The sequence below is a fragment of the Paenibacillus sp. F4 genome (assembly GCF_002894905.1).
GTDB lineage: Bacteria > Bacillota > Bacilli > Paenibacillales > Paenibacillaceae > Paenibacillus > Paenibacillus polymyxa_B.
Genome location: NZ_POVS01000032.1, coordinates 70518 through 91065, shown reverse-complemented (window position 1 = coordinate 91065; position 20548 = coordinate 70518). Strand labels below are relative to the sequence as shown.

Below are 20548 nucleotides of genomic sequence, written 5' to 3'. Positions count from 1 at the left end.
CCTTAGATTTCATCGGATAAACCAGGGGTTTATTCCAATGTCTATTCTAAGGGGTGCACTTCAGTGAAGACCGGGGGTGTTTATTTTATAGGTTCCTTTTTCGAGTGGTCTTGTGCCAGCAGTATAGAGATTTATTTTGGGATGTAGGGCGGTTGTGCCCAGATGTATAAATGTGTGGCGTGCCTAATACGTTAAGGTAGGGGCTTTACAAGTAAGGCCCATGTAAGATTCGGTTGCTCCATAATGAGTAAGCGTTTTCTTTGTTTGGAGGGGTACTCGAATTCGTGTGTGCCAACTTGCTGACGGAAGAAAGGATGGATTAATAGCATGGAGGCTAAACTGATGCATGTATTCGCAGAGCTGTTGGGTGGCAAAAACAGCCGGGATCTCAAAGTTCCAGAGCCGGGTATGGAGGCTGCTGCACAGAGGTTGGCTATGGAGACGCTAAAGGCAGGCAGCCATGAAGTATCTGCTACGCAGGAGGAAGATCCGTTGGGCTGGCTGGTTGGTTTAGCTGAGCAGGGCGTAATCAGTCGAGCGGAGGCTTTGATGGCTGCGAATCCGGAATTACTTGGGGAAACGATGTTGAATAACGGCAACGATATTGGGCAAGCAATGGGCACACTCCTAAAATGGAGCGATGAATACAGGCGCACCTCCATACGGATTTATGCCGATGCTCCTGCAAGTTTGAGTCGTATAAGCACAGAGACAGCATCAGAAATAGGCAGTTATGACGGTTATAGTCTTCTGCATGGTCCCTTGTCACAGGCATCTGGCCGTGTAGGGAAACTATGCTATGCCTATCTGGACGTAGCAGAGTCTGGACAGACGATTCATGCCCCTGACGGGGAGCCTGATCCCATCCTTATTCCTGGTTCATGTGCATCTGACACGTACAAAACCTTTAACCAGGCATCTGGCCTGCCTGGATTGTGTGAGCATTTGTCCCGCCGAATTATCAGTTTGCTGGAAACAGAATATGAAGGCTTATTCGAGTCTTTGAACGGGTCACCACTTACTATAGCCCTAATTGAGCAGAACAATGCAGTGGGTATTGGAAGCCTGCAAGATATGCAGCTGGAGGCATTACTGCGTGCGGCGTTACGGAGCGTGCGGCAGGGGGGAGAACCCAAGCTGGAGATTATGGTGCGCAATCCGGCTGACGTGGACGAATTCCGGGCAACCCGAGACTGGATTGACGGCGTTGCGGAGCAGACCTTATGCGGACGTCTTCGGTGCATTCCATATCGGGTAGGCGTGCTTTTGACAGTTGATCCGTCTTTGGTGCCTAACGTAAGCCAAACAGGGAACAGGCCAGCTGCACGGTCGGGGGAGTCAGCCAACCCCAATAACATGTCCGAAGTGGGCGCGCGACAGATCAAGCAGGTGGCTCAAGCTGCAGATCTGGCACGTTTTGCCGATACGATCATTTTAGAAGTCATACCAACTTCATCCGATGGCATTAGGGCTGAGGATCAGTTGATTCCATCCGGTGTCGATGGTCAGGAGAATACTAGTGATACGATAAAATGCATAATGGAGGCTGTTCGACGTGTAAAGCCTGAGCTTCCTTTATGGGTAGCAATAGATGAAATTAACTATTCTCTGGATGGGATTTCGATCTGGGAGAATGAGCTGACGGGGGTCATTTGCCCGGACACAGCAGTTCCCGCTGCACGCCTTGCGGCTGCGCGTTTGGGACTGCAACAGCCCGCAGATCGTCAACACACTTCAGGGACTGAACACAACCATGCGTGGAAGTTTCCTTTAGCCTGAAGATAAGCGGAATTCTTGTAATAGAGGAATTTGCAAAAATCCAATTAGCGACTTTCAATAAACAATATATAGATCGAAATGGTCTAGTTCGTCTATATATTGCACTTTGGAGCGATTGGAATCGAATTTTGCAAATCCTGAATAGGATGCTTTAAATATGGAGGATACCTGCGGTGTTTGGGCGGGTATCTTTTTTTATTTAGGCCATTGCTGGTTTACAAGTGGAAAAGAAAAGGTATATAATAAAACAAAAGTTTCACTAAACCAAAATAATTGTATAGATGCAAAAATGATTATCATTCTCATTGTCAAACATGCTGCTTCGGGCTTCCCGAAGCAGCATGTGCTATTTTAGGGCACTTAACAATGGATATCATTCTCAATGAAATGCTAGTACAAGGAACAAAATATGGAAAGGAACGTGACATGATGCAAGCTGCTCAACGATTACAAGATACATTGTCTCCCTCTAACCGAACCCTTTCAAAAAACAGTGGCAGCGGACGACCTGGTCCGAATCGCAAGCCGCAATTTAAGCTTAAAAGCATGCTGAAAAACAAGGAGATGCAAGCTGCTCTAGGTAGTGGATTGCTGATGCTGATGGCATGGGGAGTCTCACATTGGTGGCAATGGCTATCGGTCATTCTGTATGTAGTGTCCTATGCCCTTGGGGGCTGGTCCAAAGCCAGAGAAGGGGTCGAAACACTGATCCGAGAACATGATCTGGATGTTAATCTGCTCATGATCGCTGCCTCCCTAGGAGCTGCGGCCATTGGCTATTGGAATGAAGGAGCCATGCTGATCTTTATTTTTGCACTCAGCGGTGCGCTGGAGAGCTATACCACCGAGCGTAGTAGTAAGGATATTTCTGAGCTTATGACGTTGAAGCCGGAAACGGCTTTGCGCTTGTCTCGCGAGGGGACGGAAACAGTCGGCATTGAGCAACTGTTGCCAGGCGACCTGCTGCTGGTGAAGCCGGGCGAACTGATTCCGGCGGACGGCCGAATCTCCAAGGGCGTTTCGGCAGTGAATCAGGCATCGATTACCGGTGAATCTGTTCCGGTAAATAAGGTGGAAGGTGACGAAGTATATGCGGGCACCATTAATGGAGAAGGCGTGCTATATGTAGAGGTTAGCCAGTCCTCGGAGGACACTTTATTTTCAAAAATCATTCGTATGGTGGAAGAGGCTCAGACCGAAGTTCCTGATTCCCAGCGGTTTATTAAAACGTTCGAATCGGTGTACGCCCGAATTGTTGTAGCTGTCACGCTGATCGTCATTGTCGGTGCACCCATAGCATTAGGCTGGACTTGGGCAGCAGCGTTCTACAAGGCTATGGTGTTCCTCGTCGTGGCCTCACCCTGTGCGCTCGTGTCATCCATTATGCCAGTGATGCTATCGGCCATTTCCAACCGTGCCCGACGGGGGATTCTGTTCAAAGGTGGCGCACATGTGGAGAACATGGCATTGACTTCTGTTGTTGCTTTTGACAAAACAGGCACGTTAACGATGGGGTCACCTGTCGTCACAGATTGGATTACCGCCGCAGAATATGATGCCGATGAGCTATTGCACATTGTCGCCACAATTGAAAGTTATTCTTTGCATCCGCTGGCGCGAGCGATTGTAGCCAAAGCCGAAACTGAATTGGGACAGAGAGAGCTTCTCCCAACTGAGCAAGTGCAGGCACTCACTGGATGGGGGATGGAAGGCAGCATAGGCGGGGTGAAGTGGAAAATCGGTCGCACAGATGTGCTGGATGTACCTGGTTCTTTGGTAGAGCCAGAGTGGATGGAGAGTCGGGCCCGGCTGGAAGCTGAGGGCAAAACCGTATCCATTATCCTCGCAGATGATCGAATTGCCGGAATGCTGGCACTACGCGACGAGCTGCGTCCGCAGGCGCAAGAGTCCGTGAAACGCCTGCAAGCGCAGGGTATCCGGGTCGTCATGCTGACCGGAGACCGCCCAGAAACGGCCGCTGTGATCGCGGAGCAGGCAGGAGTCGACGCCGTATATGCTGGCTTAATGCCGGAGGACAAAGTCAGCCATATTCGCATGCTACGGGAGCAGTACGGGCATGTCGTCATGGTCGGCGACGGTGTAAACGACGCTCCTGCATTGACAGCAGCAACCGTAGGACTAGGCATGGGGATGCATGGCAGCGGAGCCGCACTGGAGGTCGCAGACGTTGTGCTGATGAACGATGGAATCGAGGAGATTGCCCCGACGATAGCACTGGCGCGCAAGGCGCAGCGGGTGGTCAAACAAAATATGGTCTTCGCGGTAAGTGTCATTTTGCTGCTTGTGATCAGCAACTTTGCACAAGATATAGCCCTGCCATTTGGGGTTATTGGGCATGAAGGCAGCACAATACTGGTCATTTTGAATGGCCTGCGTTTATTGCGGTCATAGGACTAATAATCACAAGTTTATAAACAGGAAGGAGCATTCAAACCTCTTAAAATCCAAGGGGTGAATGCTCCTTCTTTTGCAGTACAACCTATCTTCGGCGCGGCGTAGACCGTCGCAAGAACAAGGAAAACAATAGCCCCGCTAGTGCAATCCCTGTGGCAATGATAAAGGCATCATTAATGCCATGGATCGTCGATTCTGTAACGGCACTTCGGTACACCTGTTGTAGCGCCAACGCTGAACCACTTTCTGTTGAAATGCCCGCCGTTTGCGCGAGGGTTTGTCCCAACTGTGCTACCCCTTCGGTTAAAGTAACATTGGCGGTGGTAGCGACATTCGCATAATCCGCTACATGAATCGTGGTCCGGCTGCTCATTACAGTAATGAGCCAAGCGGTACCGATAGACCCAGCGATTTGCCGTACTGTGTTGGACATGGCTGTACCGTGGCTACCGAGATGGGCAGGTAGCTGGTTTAGCCCTTCCGTCTGGACGGACATCATCAGCAATGACATTCCGAAGCTGCGAATCGTATAGATGATCATAATATGTCCGTAGGTGGTGGCATCGGTCAGCAGACTGAATTCCCATGTCGTGACTGCCGTAATAATCAGTCCAATGATCGCCAACGGCCTGGCGCCTATACGGTCAAATACTGCCCCTGATATCGGTGACATCACACCCATCAGCAGTGCACCCGGCAACAGCAGCAGACCGGATTGCAGCGGTGTAAAGCCACGTATATTTTGCAAATAGATCGGTAGCAGCAGCATCCCGCCAAACATCGTCATGTTGACGGTAGCCCCGACTAAGGTCGATACGGTAAAAATATCATATTTAAACACACGGAACTCCAGCATCGGCTGTACCATATTCAGCTCGCGCACGATAAACAATACAATAAACACAACCCCGGCAGCGAGTGTAAGTATTACCGTATTGCTATCCCAGCCCTTGTCTCCAGCTGAACTAAAGCCATACAGCAGGAAGCCAAAGCCCAGTGTGGAAAAGATGGTTCCCAACAGGTCAAAGTTCGGTTTTGTTAGCTTGGATACATTTTTGAGCCAGCGTATGGCAAACAGAATATCAATGATTGCCAGCGGAATAACGAGTAAAAATAGCAGTCGCCAGCTGTAATGCTCCACAATCCAGCCGGATAAAGTCGGTCCAATCGCCGGGGCAAACATCATGGCGATCCCCATGGTACCCATGGCGGCGCCCCGTTTTTCCGGAGGAAACACAGTCAGGAACACGTTCATGACTACAGGCATGATAATGCCTGCTCCGCTGGCCTGAATAACGCGTCCAACCAACATAGGGGCAAAGCCGGTACTGGCAGCGCAGACGACAGACCCGGCAGTAAATAACCCCATCGCGGAGATGAACAGCGCACGTGTTCCGAATGACTCAATTAGAAAAGCAGTGATAGGAATCAGAATCCCGTTGGTTAGCATATATCCGGTGGATAGCCATTGAACGGTTGTTGCAGATACATTGAAATCATTCATTAGGTGTGGAATGGCCACGTTAAGCAGCGTTTGATTCAAAATCGAAATGAAGGCGCCTAGCAGCAGCACGGACAGAATACGTCCGACGGACATTTTTTGATCCATGACAGCCTCCTACTTGTGAACTCTGATGGTCGCACTCATTCCCGGGATAATACCCAACCCCTTGTAACCTTGAATGGAAATATTGACAGGCACGACCTGCGTCACCTTGGTATAGTTGGCAGTGGTATTGGAAGTGGGCAGTAGTGAAAAAGTCGATGCGGTCGCCAGGCCGATCTTTTCGAGTTTACCGCTCAGGGACGTATCCGGGTAAGCATCAATATATACATCTACCGTCTGTCCTACTTGTAGATCCTGTACTGCTGTTTCGTCTATATTGGCGGTAATCCATAAATTGTTTAGATCAAAAGCCTTCGCTAAGGGTGTACCTGCCCCAACAATCGAGTTGTTGACTGCAGATTGCTGCACGATGGTACCATCGGTTGGAATCGTAACGCTAATTCGGCTTCCGCCCCCCTCAACACTACCAAGCGTGCTTCCAGCGGTGTAGGTTTTGCCAACCTCGGCATTCCAGCCTGTGAGCTTGCCCGCGCCTGGAGAGGCAACGGTAACTGCTTGTCCGCTCACTTGGGCATTATCGGTTTTTATGTAGTTGGCGGATTGATTGTAGTAATAGGCGGCGGCTCCACCTCCTGCCAGAATAATGATAATAACTAGCAGGTTAACTAATATGGCGCGTGAATTCATGTATAACATGCCTCCCTAGTTCTTAGATTTTCAAAGTATGCGTCAAACGATTCATAATATTCAGATGGATTTTGGGCAAGGTTAAGAGCGCATGCGAAAAGGATGATTTTGCTGACAAAGGATGATGCGCATAATGACGACCAGGATTATGATTGTATATGATAGTGAAAATGGGCATACCGAACGTCTCGCTCGCTCGATCGCAGAAGGAGCACACCTTGAGCATACGGAAGTGTTGTTAAAGCATGTGAATGAGGCCGATGTGAATGAGCTAGTGAGTGTGGATGCAATTATATGGGGTTGCCCGGGCCATTTTGGTACCATCAGCAGCGCTCTGAAAAGCTGGATTGATAAGCTGGGGTATCTGTGGGCGCAGGGCAAGCTAGTGGATAAAATCGGCGCTGTGTTTTGCACAACCGCTACCGTTCATGGTGGATTGGAATCCACACTTCTGAATTTGATTACTCCGATGCTTCATCAAGGCATGATTATTGTAGGACTGCCCGCTAATATTACGGAAAATGCATTATACGGCTCCTATTACGGCGTAGGCGTAACATGTCCAGTGGAGACAGACCCCAATGGTCCGCCTAATCTTCCAACGGGTGATGATCTTGCACTAGGTCGTTCTTTGGGCAAACGGGTCGCTGAGATAGCGGGACGGTACCGTAGCGCTGAAAGAGAATAGGAGGCCGCCGATGACCATTGCTTTTATCGTAGTAGCTGCGGTTGCCTTTATTTTTTTGCTGGTATTTAATACGAAGATGACGCGCAAATCCTCTCCCAAAACTCGCCCCACGGAAGAGGAGTCACGGCAAAGAAGCAAACGTCCTTATCCTGTACAGGTGGAACCCGAGGCGCGTGAAAGGATAGATCCTACGCGAGAGATGCCGCATAAGGATATCGACGTCGAAGAACATCATGCGGAGGAACAACACAAGGTGCCTGATATCCAGACGGATAAGAAGGTGGAAAAGGATCGCGAGAACATCAAAGATGCTTACGGAGATCAGGATTATCGTGCGGCTTTACGTGGTTTTGCCAGGAAGGAAGAAGAAAAGGATGGACGTTCCCAATTATCCAATGGAAAGAAGGAGACTCACAAAAGTGAGGACGAGCAGTACCGTGAAGCACTGCGCTCCATGAACCAAAAAAAATGAGGTATCTCCATGTGAACATGCTAAAAAGGCTGCTTATCTGTCTGGATTACAGGCAGAAGGCAGCCTTTTTGTGTTTCTCGGCTATAGCCATTCGGTTAGCCCAATCATCGTAATTAAGCCGAGAATAAAAGAGAATGTGGCGATCCGCTGGTTGCCATCCCCGTGACTCTCGGGAATCAGTTCCTTGTAGACGATAAACATCATAGCTCCGGCGGCAAAAGCAAGGCCGTAAGGTACCAGTCCGTTCACCCAGCTGCTCAAATAAAAGCCGATCAGACTCGTTATGATTTCCACGGCTCCGGTGAGGGTAGCAATGCCCAAGGCCTTGAAACGGCCGATATTTTGATTCACAAGGAACAACGCTACGATAAAGCCTTCCGGGGCATTTTGCAGGCCGATAGAGAAGGCGATGAGATTGCCGAGATTTTGAGTTTCACTTGCATAGCTGACCCCAACAGAGAGTCCTTCTGGCAAATTGTGCAATGTAATAGCTGCGATAATGAGAAAAGATTTGGACTCCAGTTGAAAGGTCTTGGAGTCTGGGTCCTCCAAATCCGCATGGGGAATGTACATTTCCATCACCAGTAATACGAGGCAGCCGAGCAGGATTCCCGCAGTCAGCACGAACCAATTGGAATGCTGGATTGCTTCGGGAATGAGGTTATACACGGATGCAGAGGTCATAATTCCTGCGGCATAAGCCAACAGAACATCGCGAAGCCGATGCGTGATATTGCGCATAAACAGTATGGGCACAGCGCCGAGTCCAGTGGACAGGGCAGAAATAAAGCTACCTACAAAAACGTCATTCATAATCGGGATAATCCCTCCATACCTGATTTATCTTTAAGCTTCGCTTCATGAAAACTTCATTTGACTGTTTACAGCTATTTCCGCATAATGAAATTAGGATTTAGAATCAGTCTAAGTCATAAGAAGCTACAAAACAAGTGATTCGTTTTTGCAATATCCGGGTGTCCACATTTTGGGATAAGCTTCTGGTGGAATTACTTTTAGAGTATATGCAGTAGCCCAGCGCCCGGTGCCGAAAACTCGTTATATAATACTTATGATATTTTAGGAGGAACCAAGATATGTACAAGTCCATTATTATAGGTACCGGCCCTGCCGGTTTGACCGCTGCAATTTATCTGGCACGCGCTAACATGAGCCCACTGGTGATCGAAGGACCACAGCCAGGCGGACAATTAACTACGACTACGGAAGTCGAAAATTTCCCAGGCTTTCCTGAAGGAATCATGGGACCCGATTTGATGGATAATATGCGTAAGCAAGCGGAGCGTTTTGGCGCTGAATTCCGCACAGGCTGGGTAAACAAAGTAGACACAACGGCTCGTCCATTTACTTTGGATGTAGAGGGTTTGGGTGAACTGGTTACCGATACGCTGATTATTTCCACAGGAGCGACTGCCAAGTACCTGGGTATTCCCGGGGAACAGGATAATATCGGACGTGGCGTAAGCACTTGCGCAACATGCGACGGCTTCTTTTTCCGTGGCAAAGAAATTGTTGTTATCGGCGGCGGAGACTCTGCATTGGAAGAAGCCAATTTCCTGACTCGTTTTGCCTCTAAAGTAACGTTGGTGCATCGTCGTGAAGAAATGCGCGCCTCCAAAATTATGCAGGATCGTGCTCGTGCGAACAACAAAATTGAATGGGCACTTAATCGTACTCCTGTAGAAGTGATCGCTGACGAGAACGGAGTCACTGGCTTGAAAGTACTGAATAATGCAACAGGCGAAGAGGAGATCATTACAGTTAGCGGCGTATTCGTGGCGATTGGTCATCATCCGAATACAGGCTTCCTCGAGGGGCAAATTACAACGGATGCGAACGGTTATATCGTCGTAAATCCGGGTACTTCCGAAACAAACGTGCCTGGCGTATTCGCTTGTGGTGACGTACAGGATACTCGCTACAGACAAGCGATTACCGCAGCAGGTAGTGGCTGCATGGCTGCTATGGACAGCGAGAAGTACATCGAAAGCCTGGAGCACAGCGCACTGGCCCTGTAATGATCCTTGGAAATATGAATAAATATGTTGTAACAAAATAAATGATGAGGTGATATTCATGGAAAAAGCAATAGTATACACATCTACAAACTGCCCGCATTGCCGTCAAGTAAAAAGCTATTTGAGTGAAAAAGGCGTAGAGTACGAAGAACGCAACATTGAAACCAATGAAGCTTTTGCACAAGAGGTTTGGGATATGGGCATTCGTGCCGTTCCATTGACTTTGATCGGGGAAGAACGTATTTCCGGTATGAACAAAACCAAGTTTGAAAAAGTGTTGAACGCTTAATCCAACCTAACAGCATATGACGGTCCTATGATCGTCATATGGTTTAAATAAGACCCCTACTGCAGTTACGACTGTGGTGAGGGTCTTATTTTTTTGCCTTTTATAAAGACACGCGTACTCGCCCGAGAAAAGGAGCGGTTGCCGCATAGGCGGCACCTAGCATCGTCGAACGACTGCCAAGCGTGGAGAAACGAATCTGTAGTTGCCGACGGTGATAGGGCAGGGCACGTTCGTCAATCACATCACGCATACTTTGCTCCAACCAAGGTCTGGCTTCCGCCAGTGGACCGCCGATGATAAGCATTCCGGGGTTGAGGCTGTTCACAATGTTGGTAATACCCACACCCAAATATCGCCCAATATCATCAAGGACGCTTAATGTACTTGCTTCACCTTGCTGAGCAAACGGCAGTAATTCCGCTGTATTATGTGCAGGTAGTTTCAATGTGGATGCTACATACGCCTTCTCTGAAGCATAGAGCTCCCAGCAGCCGCGACTACCGCAGGAGCAGAGCCGTCCGTTCCAATCAATGGTCATATGACCCGTCTCTCCGGCGTACCCCCAAGCTCCTTGATACGGTTTGCCGTCAATGATAATCCCGGCCCCGATCCCGGACCCTGCACTGATGTAGACCAGATCCCGCACCTGCTGTCGGTGATCGCCGTCCATACCATAGTACAGCTCGCCCTGCGCGCCGACGTTGGCCTCATTATCCACTACGACGGGCAGATCTAGCTCGGCCTCAAGCTGCTGCCGCAGCGGAACCTCTTCCCAGCCCAGATTGGGTGCGAACAAAACGGTTCCGGTTTCATCCACCATACCCGGCACCCCCAGCCCAATGCCGACAATACCGTGAGGGGAGGGAGGAGTGGCCTGCATGAGCTCCTGAACGAGCTTTCGAATCTGTTCCATAACAAAGGCGGGATCATGCTGAGTTAGGGAAAGGGCAAGCTCAGTTTCAATGGTACCTGCCAGATCAGTCAGAGCACCCTTGATGTACTGTACGCTGACCTCGATACCGAGTACAAAGCCTGCACGGCTGTTAAACAGCAGCATTAAAGGCTTACGCCCGCCGCTGGATTCCCCTAATCCCGTCTCATACACAAGTCCATCGGTGATGAGCTCTGCTACCAGATTGGAAACGGTGGCCTTGTTTAATCCAGTTTGACTGGATAATTGTGCCCGGGATAGCGGAGCATGAAGGCGAATACGCTCCAGCACAATGGATTTATTCAGCTTTTTGACAAGCGCCTGATCGCCAGTGACATTCATGGTTTATTTCACTTCCTGTTGATGTAATTCCCGATATTATATCATAAAAACTAACTTAGTTTAAGCAATAGACAAAGTCTTTTAGCTGTGCTAGAATCTTTTTTGTAAACGGTTACTATAAAGGAGGAACTTATAATGGCTTATTTCGAACAAGTATCTAAAATTAACTTTGAGGGCAAGCAATCCACTAATCCTTTTGCGTTCAAATTTTATAATCCACAGGAAATTGTAGCGGGAAAAACGATGGAAGAGCATTTGCGTTTTAGCATGGCCTATTGGCATACACTGGTTGCAGGCGGCTCCGATCCTTTTGGTGTAGAAACAGCGGAACGTCCATGGTCCAAGTTTACCGGGCTGGATTTGGCGAAGGCCCGTGTGGAGGCTGCCTTTGAGCTACTGGATAAGCTGAATTTACCTTATTTTGCTTTCCACGATGTGGATATTGCACCAGAAGGTGCGTCATTGAAGGAATTTTACAGCAATCTGGATACCATCGTGGACCTGATTGAGGAACATATGAAAGCTACGGGGAAAAAACTGCTGTGGAACACGGCGAACATGTTTAGCCATCCACGGTATTTGCATGGAGCTGCCTCGACTTGCAATGCAGATGTATACGCCCACGCAGCTGCTCAGATTAAAAAAGGATTGGAAGTTGGCAAACGTCTGGGCGCAGATAACTATGTTTTCTGGGGAGGCCGTGAAGGCTATGAAACACTGCTGAACACGGATTTGAAGCTGGAGCAGGACAATTTGGGACGTATGTTCCATATGGCCGTAGACTATGCGCGTGAAATTGGCTTTGACGCTCAGTTCCTGATTGAGCCAAAACCGAAGGAGCCAACGAAGCATCAGTATGATTTTGATGCGGCGACGACGATTGCCTTCCTGCAAAAATATGACCTGGATCAGCATTTCAAGCTTAATCTGGAAGCTAATCATGCAACTTTGGCGGGTCATACTTTTGATCATGAAGTACGTGTAGCACGGATTAACGGCATGCTGGGATCACTGGATGCAAATCAGGGAGATTTGCTGCTGGGCTGGGATACGGACGAATTCCCGGTTGATCTGTATGATGCCACACTAACCATGTATGAAGTGCTACAAAATGAAGGCTTGGGCCGTGGCGGTATCAACTTTGATGCCAAGGTGCGCAGAGCATCATTTGAGCCGGAAGACTTGTTCCTTGCGCACATCGCAGGTATGGATACGTATGCGAAAGGACTGAAGGTAGCCGCTAAACTGATCGAGGATCGTGTGTTTGAAGACTTTATTGAGAAGCGCTACAGCAGCTTTAAAGAAGGTATTGGAGCAGACATCGTATCCGGAAAAGCAACGCTTGCTTCTCTGGCTGAATATGCTCTGGCGAACGAAACACCACGTAAAAACGTATCCGGTCGCCAAGAATATCTGAAAGCAAAATTAAATCAATACATTTTGGCTGACTAATGTCAGAACTTATATATGAAATAAGGGCTGCACGATAAGAGGGAAGGAGGAACTCCAATGCAGGAGAAGCTAAATCAGGAGCAGGAGCGCTATGTCATCGGCGTAGATCTGGGTACCAGCGCGGTCAAAACGGTATTGGTTAACCGCAAGGGACAGGTGGCTTATGAAACCTCTCAGTCTTATCCGCTTCATCAGCCAAAGGCAGGCTATAGCGAGCAGCATCCTGAGGACTGGGTCAGTGGCACGTTAGCATCACTGAAACAGCTTGTGGAGAAGGCTGGAATCGGCGGCACAGATGCCGTAGACGGTATTAGCTTTTCGGGACAGATGCACGGGCTTGTGCTGACTGACAAGGAAGGCCAAGTGCTTCGTCCGGCTATTCTGTGGAATGACACGCGTACAACAGCACAATGCCGTTGTATTGAAGAAAAGCTCGGATCGAAGCTGCTGAAAATCGCACGTAATCGCGCGCTGGAAGGCTTCACGCTGCCCAAGCTGCTGTGGGTGCAGGAGCATGAGCCAGACGTGCTGGCCCGTGCGGCACATTTTATGCTGCCCAAGGATTATGTGCGCTACTGTCTGACAGGAGAGCTGGCGACGGAGTATTCGGATGCGGCGGGCACGCTGCTGCTGGATATTGCGAACAAGCAGTGGAGCGAAGAGATCGCTGCCGCGTTTGATCTACCGTTATCGCTGTTCCCGCCGCTGGTGGAATCCTTTGATCAGACGGGTACGCTACTGCCGGAGATTGCGGAGCAGAGCGGGCTTTCGCCTGAAACGAAGGTCTTTGCAGGTGGTGCGGACAACGCATGTGGCGCGATTGGCGCTGGCATTTTGAGCGAAGGCCGCACCCTGTGCAGCATCGGCACCTCAGGGGTTGTACTTTCCTATGAGGAACGCAAGGATATTGATGTGCAAGGGCGGGCGCATTTTTTTAATCATAGTGAGCAGGATGCATATTATATTATGGGGGTTACGCTCGCGGCCGGATACAGCTTGACCTGGTTTAAGGATACCTTTGCACCGGAGCATTCCTTTGATGCGCTGTTGGAAGGTGTAGACTCGGTTGAACCGGGTAGCCGCGGGCTGCTGTTTACGCCTTATATTGTCGGCGAACGTACCCCTCATCCGGATGCCACCATTCGAGGCAGCTTTATCGGGATGGATGCGGGGCATAAGCTGGCGCATTTTACACGGGCGGTGCTGGAGGGAATTACGTTCTCGCTCAAGGAATCCATTGATATTCTCAGAGGAACGGGCAAAACGGTGAATGAAGTGATTTCCATCGGCGGCGGTGCGCGTAATGAGGCATGGCTGCAAATGCAGGCAGATATTTTTAACGCGGATATCATCAAGCTGGAGAGTGAGCAGGGACCTGCCCTGGGGGCGGCCATGCTGGCTGCTTATGGTAGCGGCTGGTTTGAATCTCTGCAAGCGTGCGCTGAAGCTTTTCTGCGCGAAGCAGCGAGATATTCCCCGAACCCGGAACGTGTGGCACAGTATGAAGGCCTATACGAGCTGTACCGTGAAGTTTACTTGCACACGCGAGAGCTAAGTGAGCATTTGGCGGTATATCGCTGAGTAGGGTACTGCTTGGGGCAGGAATAAATCAAATTCACTTTTTACGTTATCAAAAGCCACAATTAAGGTGTCCTCATTAGGGATAACCTTTATTGTGGCTTTTGGATTCTAAGGATGCTAAATGCAAGAGGACTCCTTTTGAAGTGGCTCTTGTAGTGAGAGGATACTTGGTAGGGAATTTAAGGAGTAAAGACGCATGAGTTGATACCCTATTCCAGACAAACCTAGCCACAGCCCTTGGGAATCTAACGCAGTGGGCAGACCGGTCTTAAATTTACCATGCTCGAAATAATAATTTAACGCATTGTTACCCTGTTTCTTTGCTTCCGTAACCCACTCCGGACGGTTAAGAGCTTGTCCGGCTAAAATTAATAATTCAATATTTCCGAGGCTTCCATGACAAATACAATGGCTCTTATTGAATCCATATTTTAAAGTTGTATTAACTGCTCTTTCGATATTATGAACGATACCAGGTACTAGACTGGACTTTAAATAAGGTATACATAAGGTTAGTCCTATGCCAATTCCACTGGCCCCATGACACCAATTAGCAAGATCATGATTCTCCTTATTACCATGATCAATCCAGTTAAAATAGTCTGGAGAATAGGCTTCTGTTAAGTGAGCCAATGCTTTCTCGGCAGTAGCATAGTAGCAATCTTTTTTAGTAACTGCTGCAAGACGAAACAAGGCTGAAGCAATACCAATGCTACCGTGGCCAAAGCCTACATAGGGGGTTGGAGATACATTAGATATCCATGAAATCACTCCGTTATTATTTATTCCGTGTTTTAACAAATGCTCTCCGTATTTAATTGCTACTTCTAGAGTCTTTGCCGATTTTGTATGGTTATATTCATTTAAAAGAACGTGAATAACACCTGCCGATCCTCCTAAGAGATCAAAGAAAGCATCCTCTTCTACGCTATCATCCAAATTATTTATAATGTCCGATTTTCGCTTGCTCCAAGCATCGTTAAAACCTAATAGGTTCTCAAAATGAGACAGAATATATAAGAGAGAAGCTTGACCATAGAAGGCAGATGGGAACTTTAAGTGTACAGGTATTTTACTTAGTGCTGTTTCTAATGCAGCGAGAGCTACACTAGTATATTTTTCATCTTCTGAGATTTTTCCGAGATAAGCCAGAAATAATGCAATGCCTGCTGTACCATCATATAATCCAGGGCTTAAGGCGGACAAATAAAGCTGTCCACGATAATTTAAGTTCATTCCAATCCAAGTTACATACTTTTTGCTTGGACTAAAAACAGATTTTTTAATTAACTCATCGCCAAGGATTCTTGCTGTCTCAAGGAATTTTTCAGAGTGTAATGGTTTTGGACTGTAACCGTTAATCATTACTTTTTCATTTGGAGAGGGATCATGCACTTTATGTACATGTTTTCCTAATGATGAACCTGCTATGGAAGAAGAAATCCAATCGCTATATAAAGAAATACTGTCAGTAGTTAAAGATTTCAGTCGATCTTCTACTATTGACATGCTTGTTCGGGTAAACACATCTTTTATACATTTGCCATAGCTATCCCAAAGGTCAAGAGAACTAGGTTTACTGGTAAAATACGGAATATCTCCTACTCGTAAATCTTGTAGTTCTGAAGAAATAATTCGATCATCCAACCATGAAAACCAAATCCGATCAAGTAAATTCTCTTGATTTAGAGCATCGCGACCATAATCAGGGTGACGAGATTCGAGAAGAAAATTTGTATAAAATTGTGTTGAACGTAATACGATACGCACTGGCGCATCCTTAAAAGTAAAGAGAGGACTTGTTGGGGCTAACAAATCCATTCTGTATTGGAGAAGCATGGAACATAATAATTGGAAACCATTTACAATTTCGGTAGTATAGTCACCTGCATTTTTTAATTCTCCCTCTAATGAAGGGCGATTGTTACCCGTTGAAGTGGCCTGAGATTTCCTAATGTATCTCATATTATCAGTATTTACATCTACTAAACTCAAAACCGGGTAAGGTGTCATTTGCTTTTCTCCATTTACACCGCTTAATTCAATTCCAAATCCTTTATCATCTTGATGAAACAAGATAGGAAGGAGTGAAGTGCCTAATGGAGAATTACGAATCCTAAACTGAGCTTCTATATCTGCGGAATCGGGGACATTATGATATACCTGGTTGTGAAAGAGGGTTTCCAAATCAATCAGCATTGGATGCTCCCCGAAAGCAATTAAATTTTCATAATGAAAATCGGTCCCATCCAGTAAATATATAATGGCTAAAAGCGCTCCTAAACGTGTATAAAAACATTGGATTTCTTCTTCAGTTTTGCAAGGCTTTGCTTCGATAAATTTTTCATAACCATAACCTTCTAGTGCGATAACAGAGTTTCTTTGGAGAAAAGGAGAAAAACCTTTATCATTAAACCATTGAATTAATGCTTGAAAATGGAGTGAGATATCTAATGGCTTTGGTTTATACATAAACGATTGCCCGTTTGCAAGATATAACCGCATTACTGTGCGACCTTGCTGATGAGAATCACCGAAACCAGCATCGATACGTATGAGTTCTGATGAATGTAAAGAAAATATATCGATAATCATAGATCTGTTTAAGAGATAACGGTCTAACGTCTCTTTTATTACATTTACAAAAAGCATAGTTCTTTCAGCCAAAGTGCGGGCAATAACTGCATACTCAGAAAAAAATGATACAAGTTGTTTATGTCCTACAAATTTTTTTTCAATGAAGGAGATAAATCGTTCCTCCGGTGTTTGCCCTTCTAACTCTTCCAAAGTTTTAGCTATATTTAGCTCTAAAACAAATGACCGACCTGCGATTTGGGTTAATTGAAAAGACAATGTATGCAAGACCGAATTTATCGTATTCTCATGTAAAATAAAATCCTGGGCATTATCAATTTTTGATAAGTGCTGTTTTAATTGATTTCTCGCCCAAATTATAAATGGACGAATAAGAACATTCATCGTTCGAGACTCATTTTGTAAAACTGGGTGATTTTCATTCATTTTTAGAGCTTCTTCCAAAACTCGAAACCAATCTGCTTGATACTCTTTGATTATCGCTAAATAGTTCTCATCCCATTTAAGATTTTCGGTAGATTGAATCAAGGCTCCAAATATCTCTTCATTCATACTTGAAGCTTTAAACCGAGCTTCCTTTTTGGATTCTGTACTAATTAGAGCAAACTTAAACCATTCGTCTATTAGTTCTATTGTCTTTTCTTTATCTTGTCTCCAATTTTTATAATTAAAACCTTGAAAGGCTTGATCAACAAGGTTCTTACGTTCATGTAAAAAGAGAGCACGCATGATCTGCTCTTTCATAAATACCCCGTCCTCGTTTATGTGAAGTTAAAAAACTCAATTTTTTTAAGAAATAAAATACTTAGGAATACGCCAATTAAGGCGTATTCCTAAGTGGCATCCACTTATTTTATCCAGCATGCCCTGGAAAGCAAACTAGTACTGTGACACCAATAACAGTAACAGTAATAGTTGGAGTAGAATCTGGTTGCACTCCTAAACCGCCATGTACACGAGCAAGCTCATCAGCGCTCAACTCGACCAAAGCGTCACCTGCAGGATGATCAATACCTTCTCCAGCTACACGAAGCTTTGGATTTTTCCATGCTTGGATCATTTCTTGTTTTGTCATTATTCTTTACTCCTCTCAGGAATGTAGTGATATAAGACAAACTTAATGATAAACATATTTTTTTTTAATTTGCACTTCATAAAAATGCATTTTAATGTAAATATCTAAAAGAATTAAAAAAATATTTTATTTTAATATATTTTTTCAAGTTTTACAAATATATTTATTAAGTAAGTATTGAAATTTTTCCTTAATTATGAAAAAATATTTGCAAAAGACTTAGGGGGAGTAAAAATTGAGAGAAAATCAAAATTTATCTCCAAAAGAACAAAAAGTTGCAATTTGTATAGCTCAAGGATACAAAGACAGCGAAATCTCCCAGGATTTATCTATTAGTATGAGACGTACTGCCGAAATTGTGGCTTCAATTAAAGAGAAATGGAATATAAAAACAAGAGTTGAGATTGGCATATTTGCTTATCATTATGGTTTAGTTTTTTTGACGGAAGGTATGGAGGTGCATTCCTCTGAAGTTTAATAAGAAAGTACCTTTTATTGAACAGATGGAACATAGTGAATGTGGATTAGCTTGTTTGGCTATGATTTTGGGTTTTTTTGGACATAATATTTCTTTAACAGAATTAAGAAATCAGGTTGGTGCAGTGCGCGCAGGTATGTCTATGCAACAACTTCAAGAAATAGGGAGTACATATCATTTAACATCACGAGGATATCGGGCAAAGGCATCTCAATTAAATGAGCTAACCGCTCCTTTAATTTTGTTATGGGATAATCAGCATTTTGTGGTTCTTGAGAAAATAAAAAAGAAAAAAGCAATAATCCTTGATCCAGCTTTTGGAAGACTAATTCTTTCCCTTCAAGAATTCACAGAGAAATATTCGGGTTTTGCACTTTCATTAATCCCGGTAAAGGATTTTCGTAATAAAAGAAAGATACCAAAATGGACGTTCTATATCAAATTAGCTTTTAAGAGCAGAAAACTTCTTATTTCTGTATTTTTGGTCTCAATACTTCTTCAAGGATTAGGTATTTCAATACCTAAAATCACCCAATTTACTGTTGACAACTTATTAGAATCTAAAAATTATTCTTTCCTGATCACGTTGGGGGGAGCGATTTTTACTATATTTGTGTTCTCACAGTTATTCCAATTTTTAAGAGGTTACTTGATTGCCAAGTTGCAATCCCAAATGGATACATCTATGATGACACAATTCATAGACAAGCTTTTTAAACTTCCTTTTGATTTCTTTGAAAATCGAAAAGGAGGAGAATTGGTATTTAGAGCTAACTCCAATGTAACAATTAGAAGGGTATTATCTAATCGAGTTATAACTATTTTTATTGATGGGCTTTTACTTATAACTTATGCAATCTTAATGATTAATCAACTATGGCAAATTGGATTAATAGTTACAATTGTAGGCTTTCTAATGTTACTTATTATAGTTTTAAGTTCATTTATTACTCACCGTTTATCTAGAAAGGAGATTTCGAGCCAGGCTGAGATGCATGGTTTTTTATCAGAACATATACATGGAATTACAGATGTAAAAGTTTTAGGGTTCGAGAATAGAGTATTTAATAAGTGGGAGGAACTTTTTAAAAAACAACTTGCCACTACGGAAAAACGTGTCATTTGGAATGTATCACTTGATTCTATGACAGTTAGCATCCAGTTTGTTTTTCCCCTCCTGATTCTATGGATAGGATTTCATTATGTGTTTGAAGGATGGATAACTTTAGGGGGGCTCCTTGGCTTACAAACGTTGTCAACTGCTTTTATGGTACCGATTGCTTCCTTAGGATCGACTCTTAGTGAACTCGTCACTGTGGGCTCATATATTCAACGAATTCAAGATGTTATTGAGAATGTAGAGGAGCCTTCAGGTACCCAAAAACCGAACCATACTTTTAGAGGATATATTAAGTTTAAGGATGTTTCCTTTAATTATTATCGATTTGGAAAATACGTTTTAAAAGATATTAATCTTGAAATACTGCCAGGTGAAAAGGTTGCAATTGTTGGTGCTTCAGGTTCAGGTAAGAGCACTTTGGCGAAGTTAATATTAGGACTCTATAAGGCTTCATTGGGAGAAGTCAGCATCGATAATATCCCGCTGAATCAATGGCATTTGAGCGAGCTTCGTCAAAAAATAGGGGTTATTTTACAAGAAACAAAATTATTCAATGTTTCTATATTGGATAACATCGGCATGGATAATGGAGATTGTACCATAGATATGGTAGTTCAGGCAGCAAAGCAAGCCGATATTCATCGTTTTATTATGAGTCTCCCTTTAGGCTATCAAACTGTTGTTTCCGAGAACGGATTAAACTTTTCAGGGGGACAACGGCAACGTATTTTATTGGCGCGTGCTTTTTTGGCAGAACCTCAAATTCTTCTTTTAGATGAGGCAACAAGTTCACTTGATAGTGTTTCAGAGCAATTGATAACAGGTTTCTTACAAGAAAGACATTGTACACAAATCATTATTGCTCATCGTCTTAGTACAATCCAACGAGCTGATAGAATAATTGTGCTTGATCAAGGGGAAATAATAGAACAAGGTAATCATCAGGAATTAATTGATTTAAAAGGTCAATATTTCAATTTATATAATTCTCAGAAAACTGATTTTCAGTTTGAATCAGTTTTGTGACTTGGAGACGAGGAA

At 45.1% G+C, this 20548-nt stretch carries 17 protein-coding genes; 11 read left to right on the top strand and 6 right to left on the bottom strand.

Going from position 1 to position 20548, the window contains the following annotated elements; genetic code table 11:
- Nucleotides 1–327: 327 nt before the first annotated feature.
- The 3 genes from C1T21_RS26475 to C1T21_RS26465 all read left to right on the top strand — a co-directional run bounded on the left by C1T21_RS26475 (nt 328) and on the right by C1T21_RS26465 (nt 4191).
- Entirely contained in the window at nt 328–1779 is a 1452-nt protein-coding gene (locus C1T21_RS26475) for an aldolase/citrate lyase/malate synthase family protein (RefSeq protein WP_103050346.1), read from the top strand.
- Nucleotides 1780–1936: 157 nt separating this feature from the next.
- Entirely contained in the window at nt 1937–2134 is a 198-nt protein-coding gene (locus C1T21_RS26470; RefSeq protein WP_103050345.1) for a hypothetical protein, read from the top strand.
- Between the two features lie 74 nt (nt 2135–2208).
- Nucleotides 2209–4191: a heavy metal translocating P-type ATPase gene (locus C1T21_RS26465; protein ID WP_308411677.1), complete on the top strand. Its 1983-nt coding sequence runs from the start codon at nt 2209–2211 to the stop codon at nt 4189–4191.
- An 88-nt stretch (nt 4192–4279) separates the two neighbouring features.
- Here C1T21_RS26465 and C1T21_RS26460 read toward each other — a convergent pair whose 3' ends face one another.
- Both C1T21_RS26460 and C1T21_RS26455 read right to left on the bottom strand, forming a co-directional pair.
- Nucleotides 4280–5803, bottom strand: coding sequence for a DHA2 family efflux MFS transporter permease subunit (locus C1T21_RS26460; RefSeq protein WP_103050343.1), 1524 nt, complete (start codon nt 5801–5803; stop codon nt 4280–4282).
- A gap of 9 nt (nt 5804–5812) precedes the next feature.
- A complete protein-coding gene (locus C1T21_RS26455) occupies nt 5813–6448 on the bottom strand; it encodes an HlyD family secretion protein (protein WP_103050342.1) in 636 nt (211 codons plus the stop codon).
- Between the two features lie 133 nt (nt 6449–6581).
- Between C1T21_RS26455 and C1T21_RS26450 the strand changes: the two genes are divergently transcribed.
- Both C1T21_RS26450 and C1T21_RS26445 read left to right on the top strand, forming a co-directional pair.
- Complete coding sequence (locus C1T21_RS26450) at nt 6582–7136, top strand: NAD(P)H-dependent oxidoreductase (RefSeq protein ID WP_103050341.1); 555 nt, start codon at nt 6582–6584, stop codon at nt 7134–7136.
- Between the two features lie 10 nt (nt 7137–7146).
- Nucleotides 7147–7608 carry a hypothetical protein gene (locus C1T21_RS26445; RefSeq protein WP_103050340.1) on the top strand — a complete coding sequence of 154 codons (462 nt, stop codon included), beginning with the start codon at nt 7147–7149 and terminating at the stop codon, nt 7606–7608.
- An 81-nt stretch (nt 7609–7689) separates the two neighbouring features.
- Here C1T21_RS26445 and C1T21_RS26440 read toward each other — a convergent pair whose 3' ends face one another.
- Nucleotides 7690–8421: a ZIP family metal transporter gene (locus tag C1T21_RS26440; protein WP_103050339.1), complete on the bottom strand. Its 732-nt coding sequence runs from the start codon at nt 8419–8421 to the stop codon at nt 7690–7692.
- A gap of 281 nt (nt 8422–8702) precedes the next feature.
- Here C1T21_RS26440 and trxB point away from each other — a divergent pair, with 281 nt between their 5' ends.
- Both trxB and C1T21_RS26430 read left to right on the top strand, forming a co-directional pair.
- Complete coding sequence (gene trxB / locus C1T21_RS26435; RefSeq protein WP_023990316.1) at nt 8703–9644, top strand: thioredoxin-disulfide reductase; 942 nt, start codon at nt 8703–8705, stop codon at nt 9642–9644.
- Nucleotides 9645–9702: 58 nt separating this feature from the next.
- The gene (locus tag C1T21_RS26430) at nt 9703–9933 is read left to right on the top strand and encodes a glutaredoxin family protein (RefSeq protein ID WP_007432162.1); all 231 of its coding nucleotides are present in this window, start codon (nt 9703–9705) and stop codon (nt 9931–9933) included.
- Nucleotides 9934–10033: 100 nt separating this feature from the next.
- On the opposite strand, the gene C1T21_RS26425 is transcribed toward C1T21_RS26430, so the two are convergent.
- A complete protein-coding gene (locus tag C1T21_RS26425) occupies nt 10034–11206 on the bottom strand; it encodes an ROK family transcriptional regulator (RefSeq protein ID WP_103050338.1) in 1173 nt (390 codons plus the stop codon).
- A 135-nt stretch (nt 11207–11341) separates the two neighbouring features.
- Between C1T21_RS26425 and xylA the strand changes: the two genes are divergently transcribed.
- Together xylA and xylB are read left to right on the top strand one after the other, a co-directional pair.
- Nucleotides 11342–12658, top strand: a complete 1317-nt coding sequence (gene xylA, locus C1T21_RS26420; protein WP_103050337.1) for a xylose isomerase — start codon at nt 11342–11344, stop codon at nt 12656–12658.
- A gap of 57 nt (nt 12659–12715) precedes the next feature.
- Nucleotides 12716–14239, top strand: coding sequence for a xylulokinase (gene xylB, locus C1T21_RS26415; protein ID WP_103050336.1), 1524 nt, complete (start codon nt 12716–12718; stop codon nt 14237–14239).
- Nucleotides 14240–14356: 117 nt separating this feature from the next.
- On the opposite strand, the gene C1T21_RS26410 is transcribed toward xylB, so the two are convergent.
- Both C1T21_RS26410 and C1T21_RS26405 read right to left on the bottom strand, forming a co-directional pair.
- Nucleotides 14357–17578 carry a type 2 lanthipeptide synthetase LanM family protein gene (locus C1T21_RS26410; protein WP_103050335.1) on the bottom strand — a complete coding sequence of 1074 codons (3222 nt, stop codon included), beginning with the start codon at nt 17576–17578 and terminating at the stop codon, nt 14357–14359.
- Nucleotides 17579–17687: 109 nt separating this feature from the next.
- A complete protein-coding gene (locus C1T21_RS26405) occupies nt 17688–17909 on the bottom strand; it encodes a mersacidin family lantibiotic (RefSeq protein ID WP_103050334.1) in 222 nt (73 codons plus the stop codon).
- Between the two features lie 235 nt (nt 17910–18144).
- On the opposite strand from C1T21_RS26405, the gene C1T21_RS26400 reads away from it, so the two are divergent.
- On the top strand, nt 18145–18387 hold the full coding sequence (locus C1T21_RS26400; protein ID WP_103050333.1) for a response regulator transcription factor: 243 nt from the start codon (nt 18145–18147) through the stop codon (nt 18385–18387).
- Nucleotides 18371–20533 (top strand): peptidase domain-containing ABC transporter, encoded by a 2163-nt coding sequence (locus tag C1T21_RS26395; protein WP_308411676.1) that lies wholly within the window; start codon nt 18371–18373, stop codon nt 20531–20533. Before C1T21_RS26400 ends, C1T21_RS26395 begins: the two co-directional genes overlap by 17 nt.
- The last annotated feature ends 15 nt before the right edge of the window (nt 20534–20548 follow it).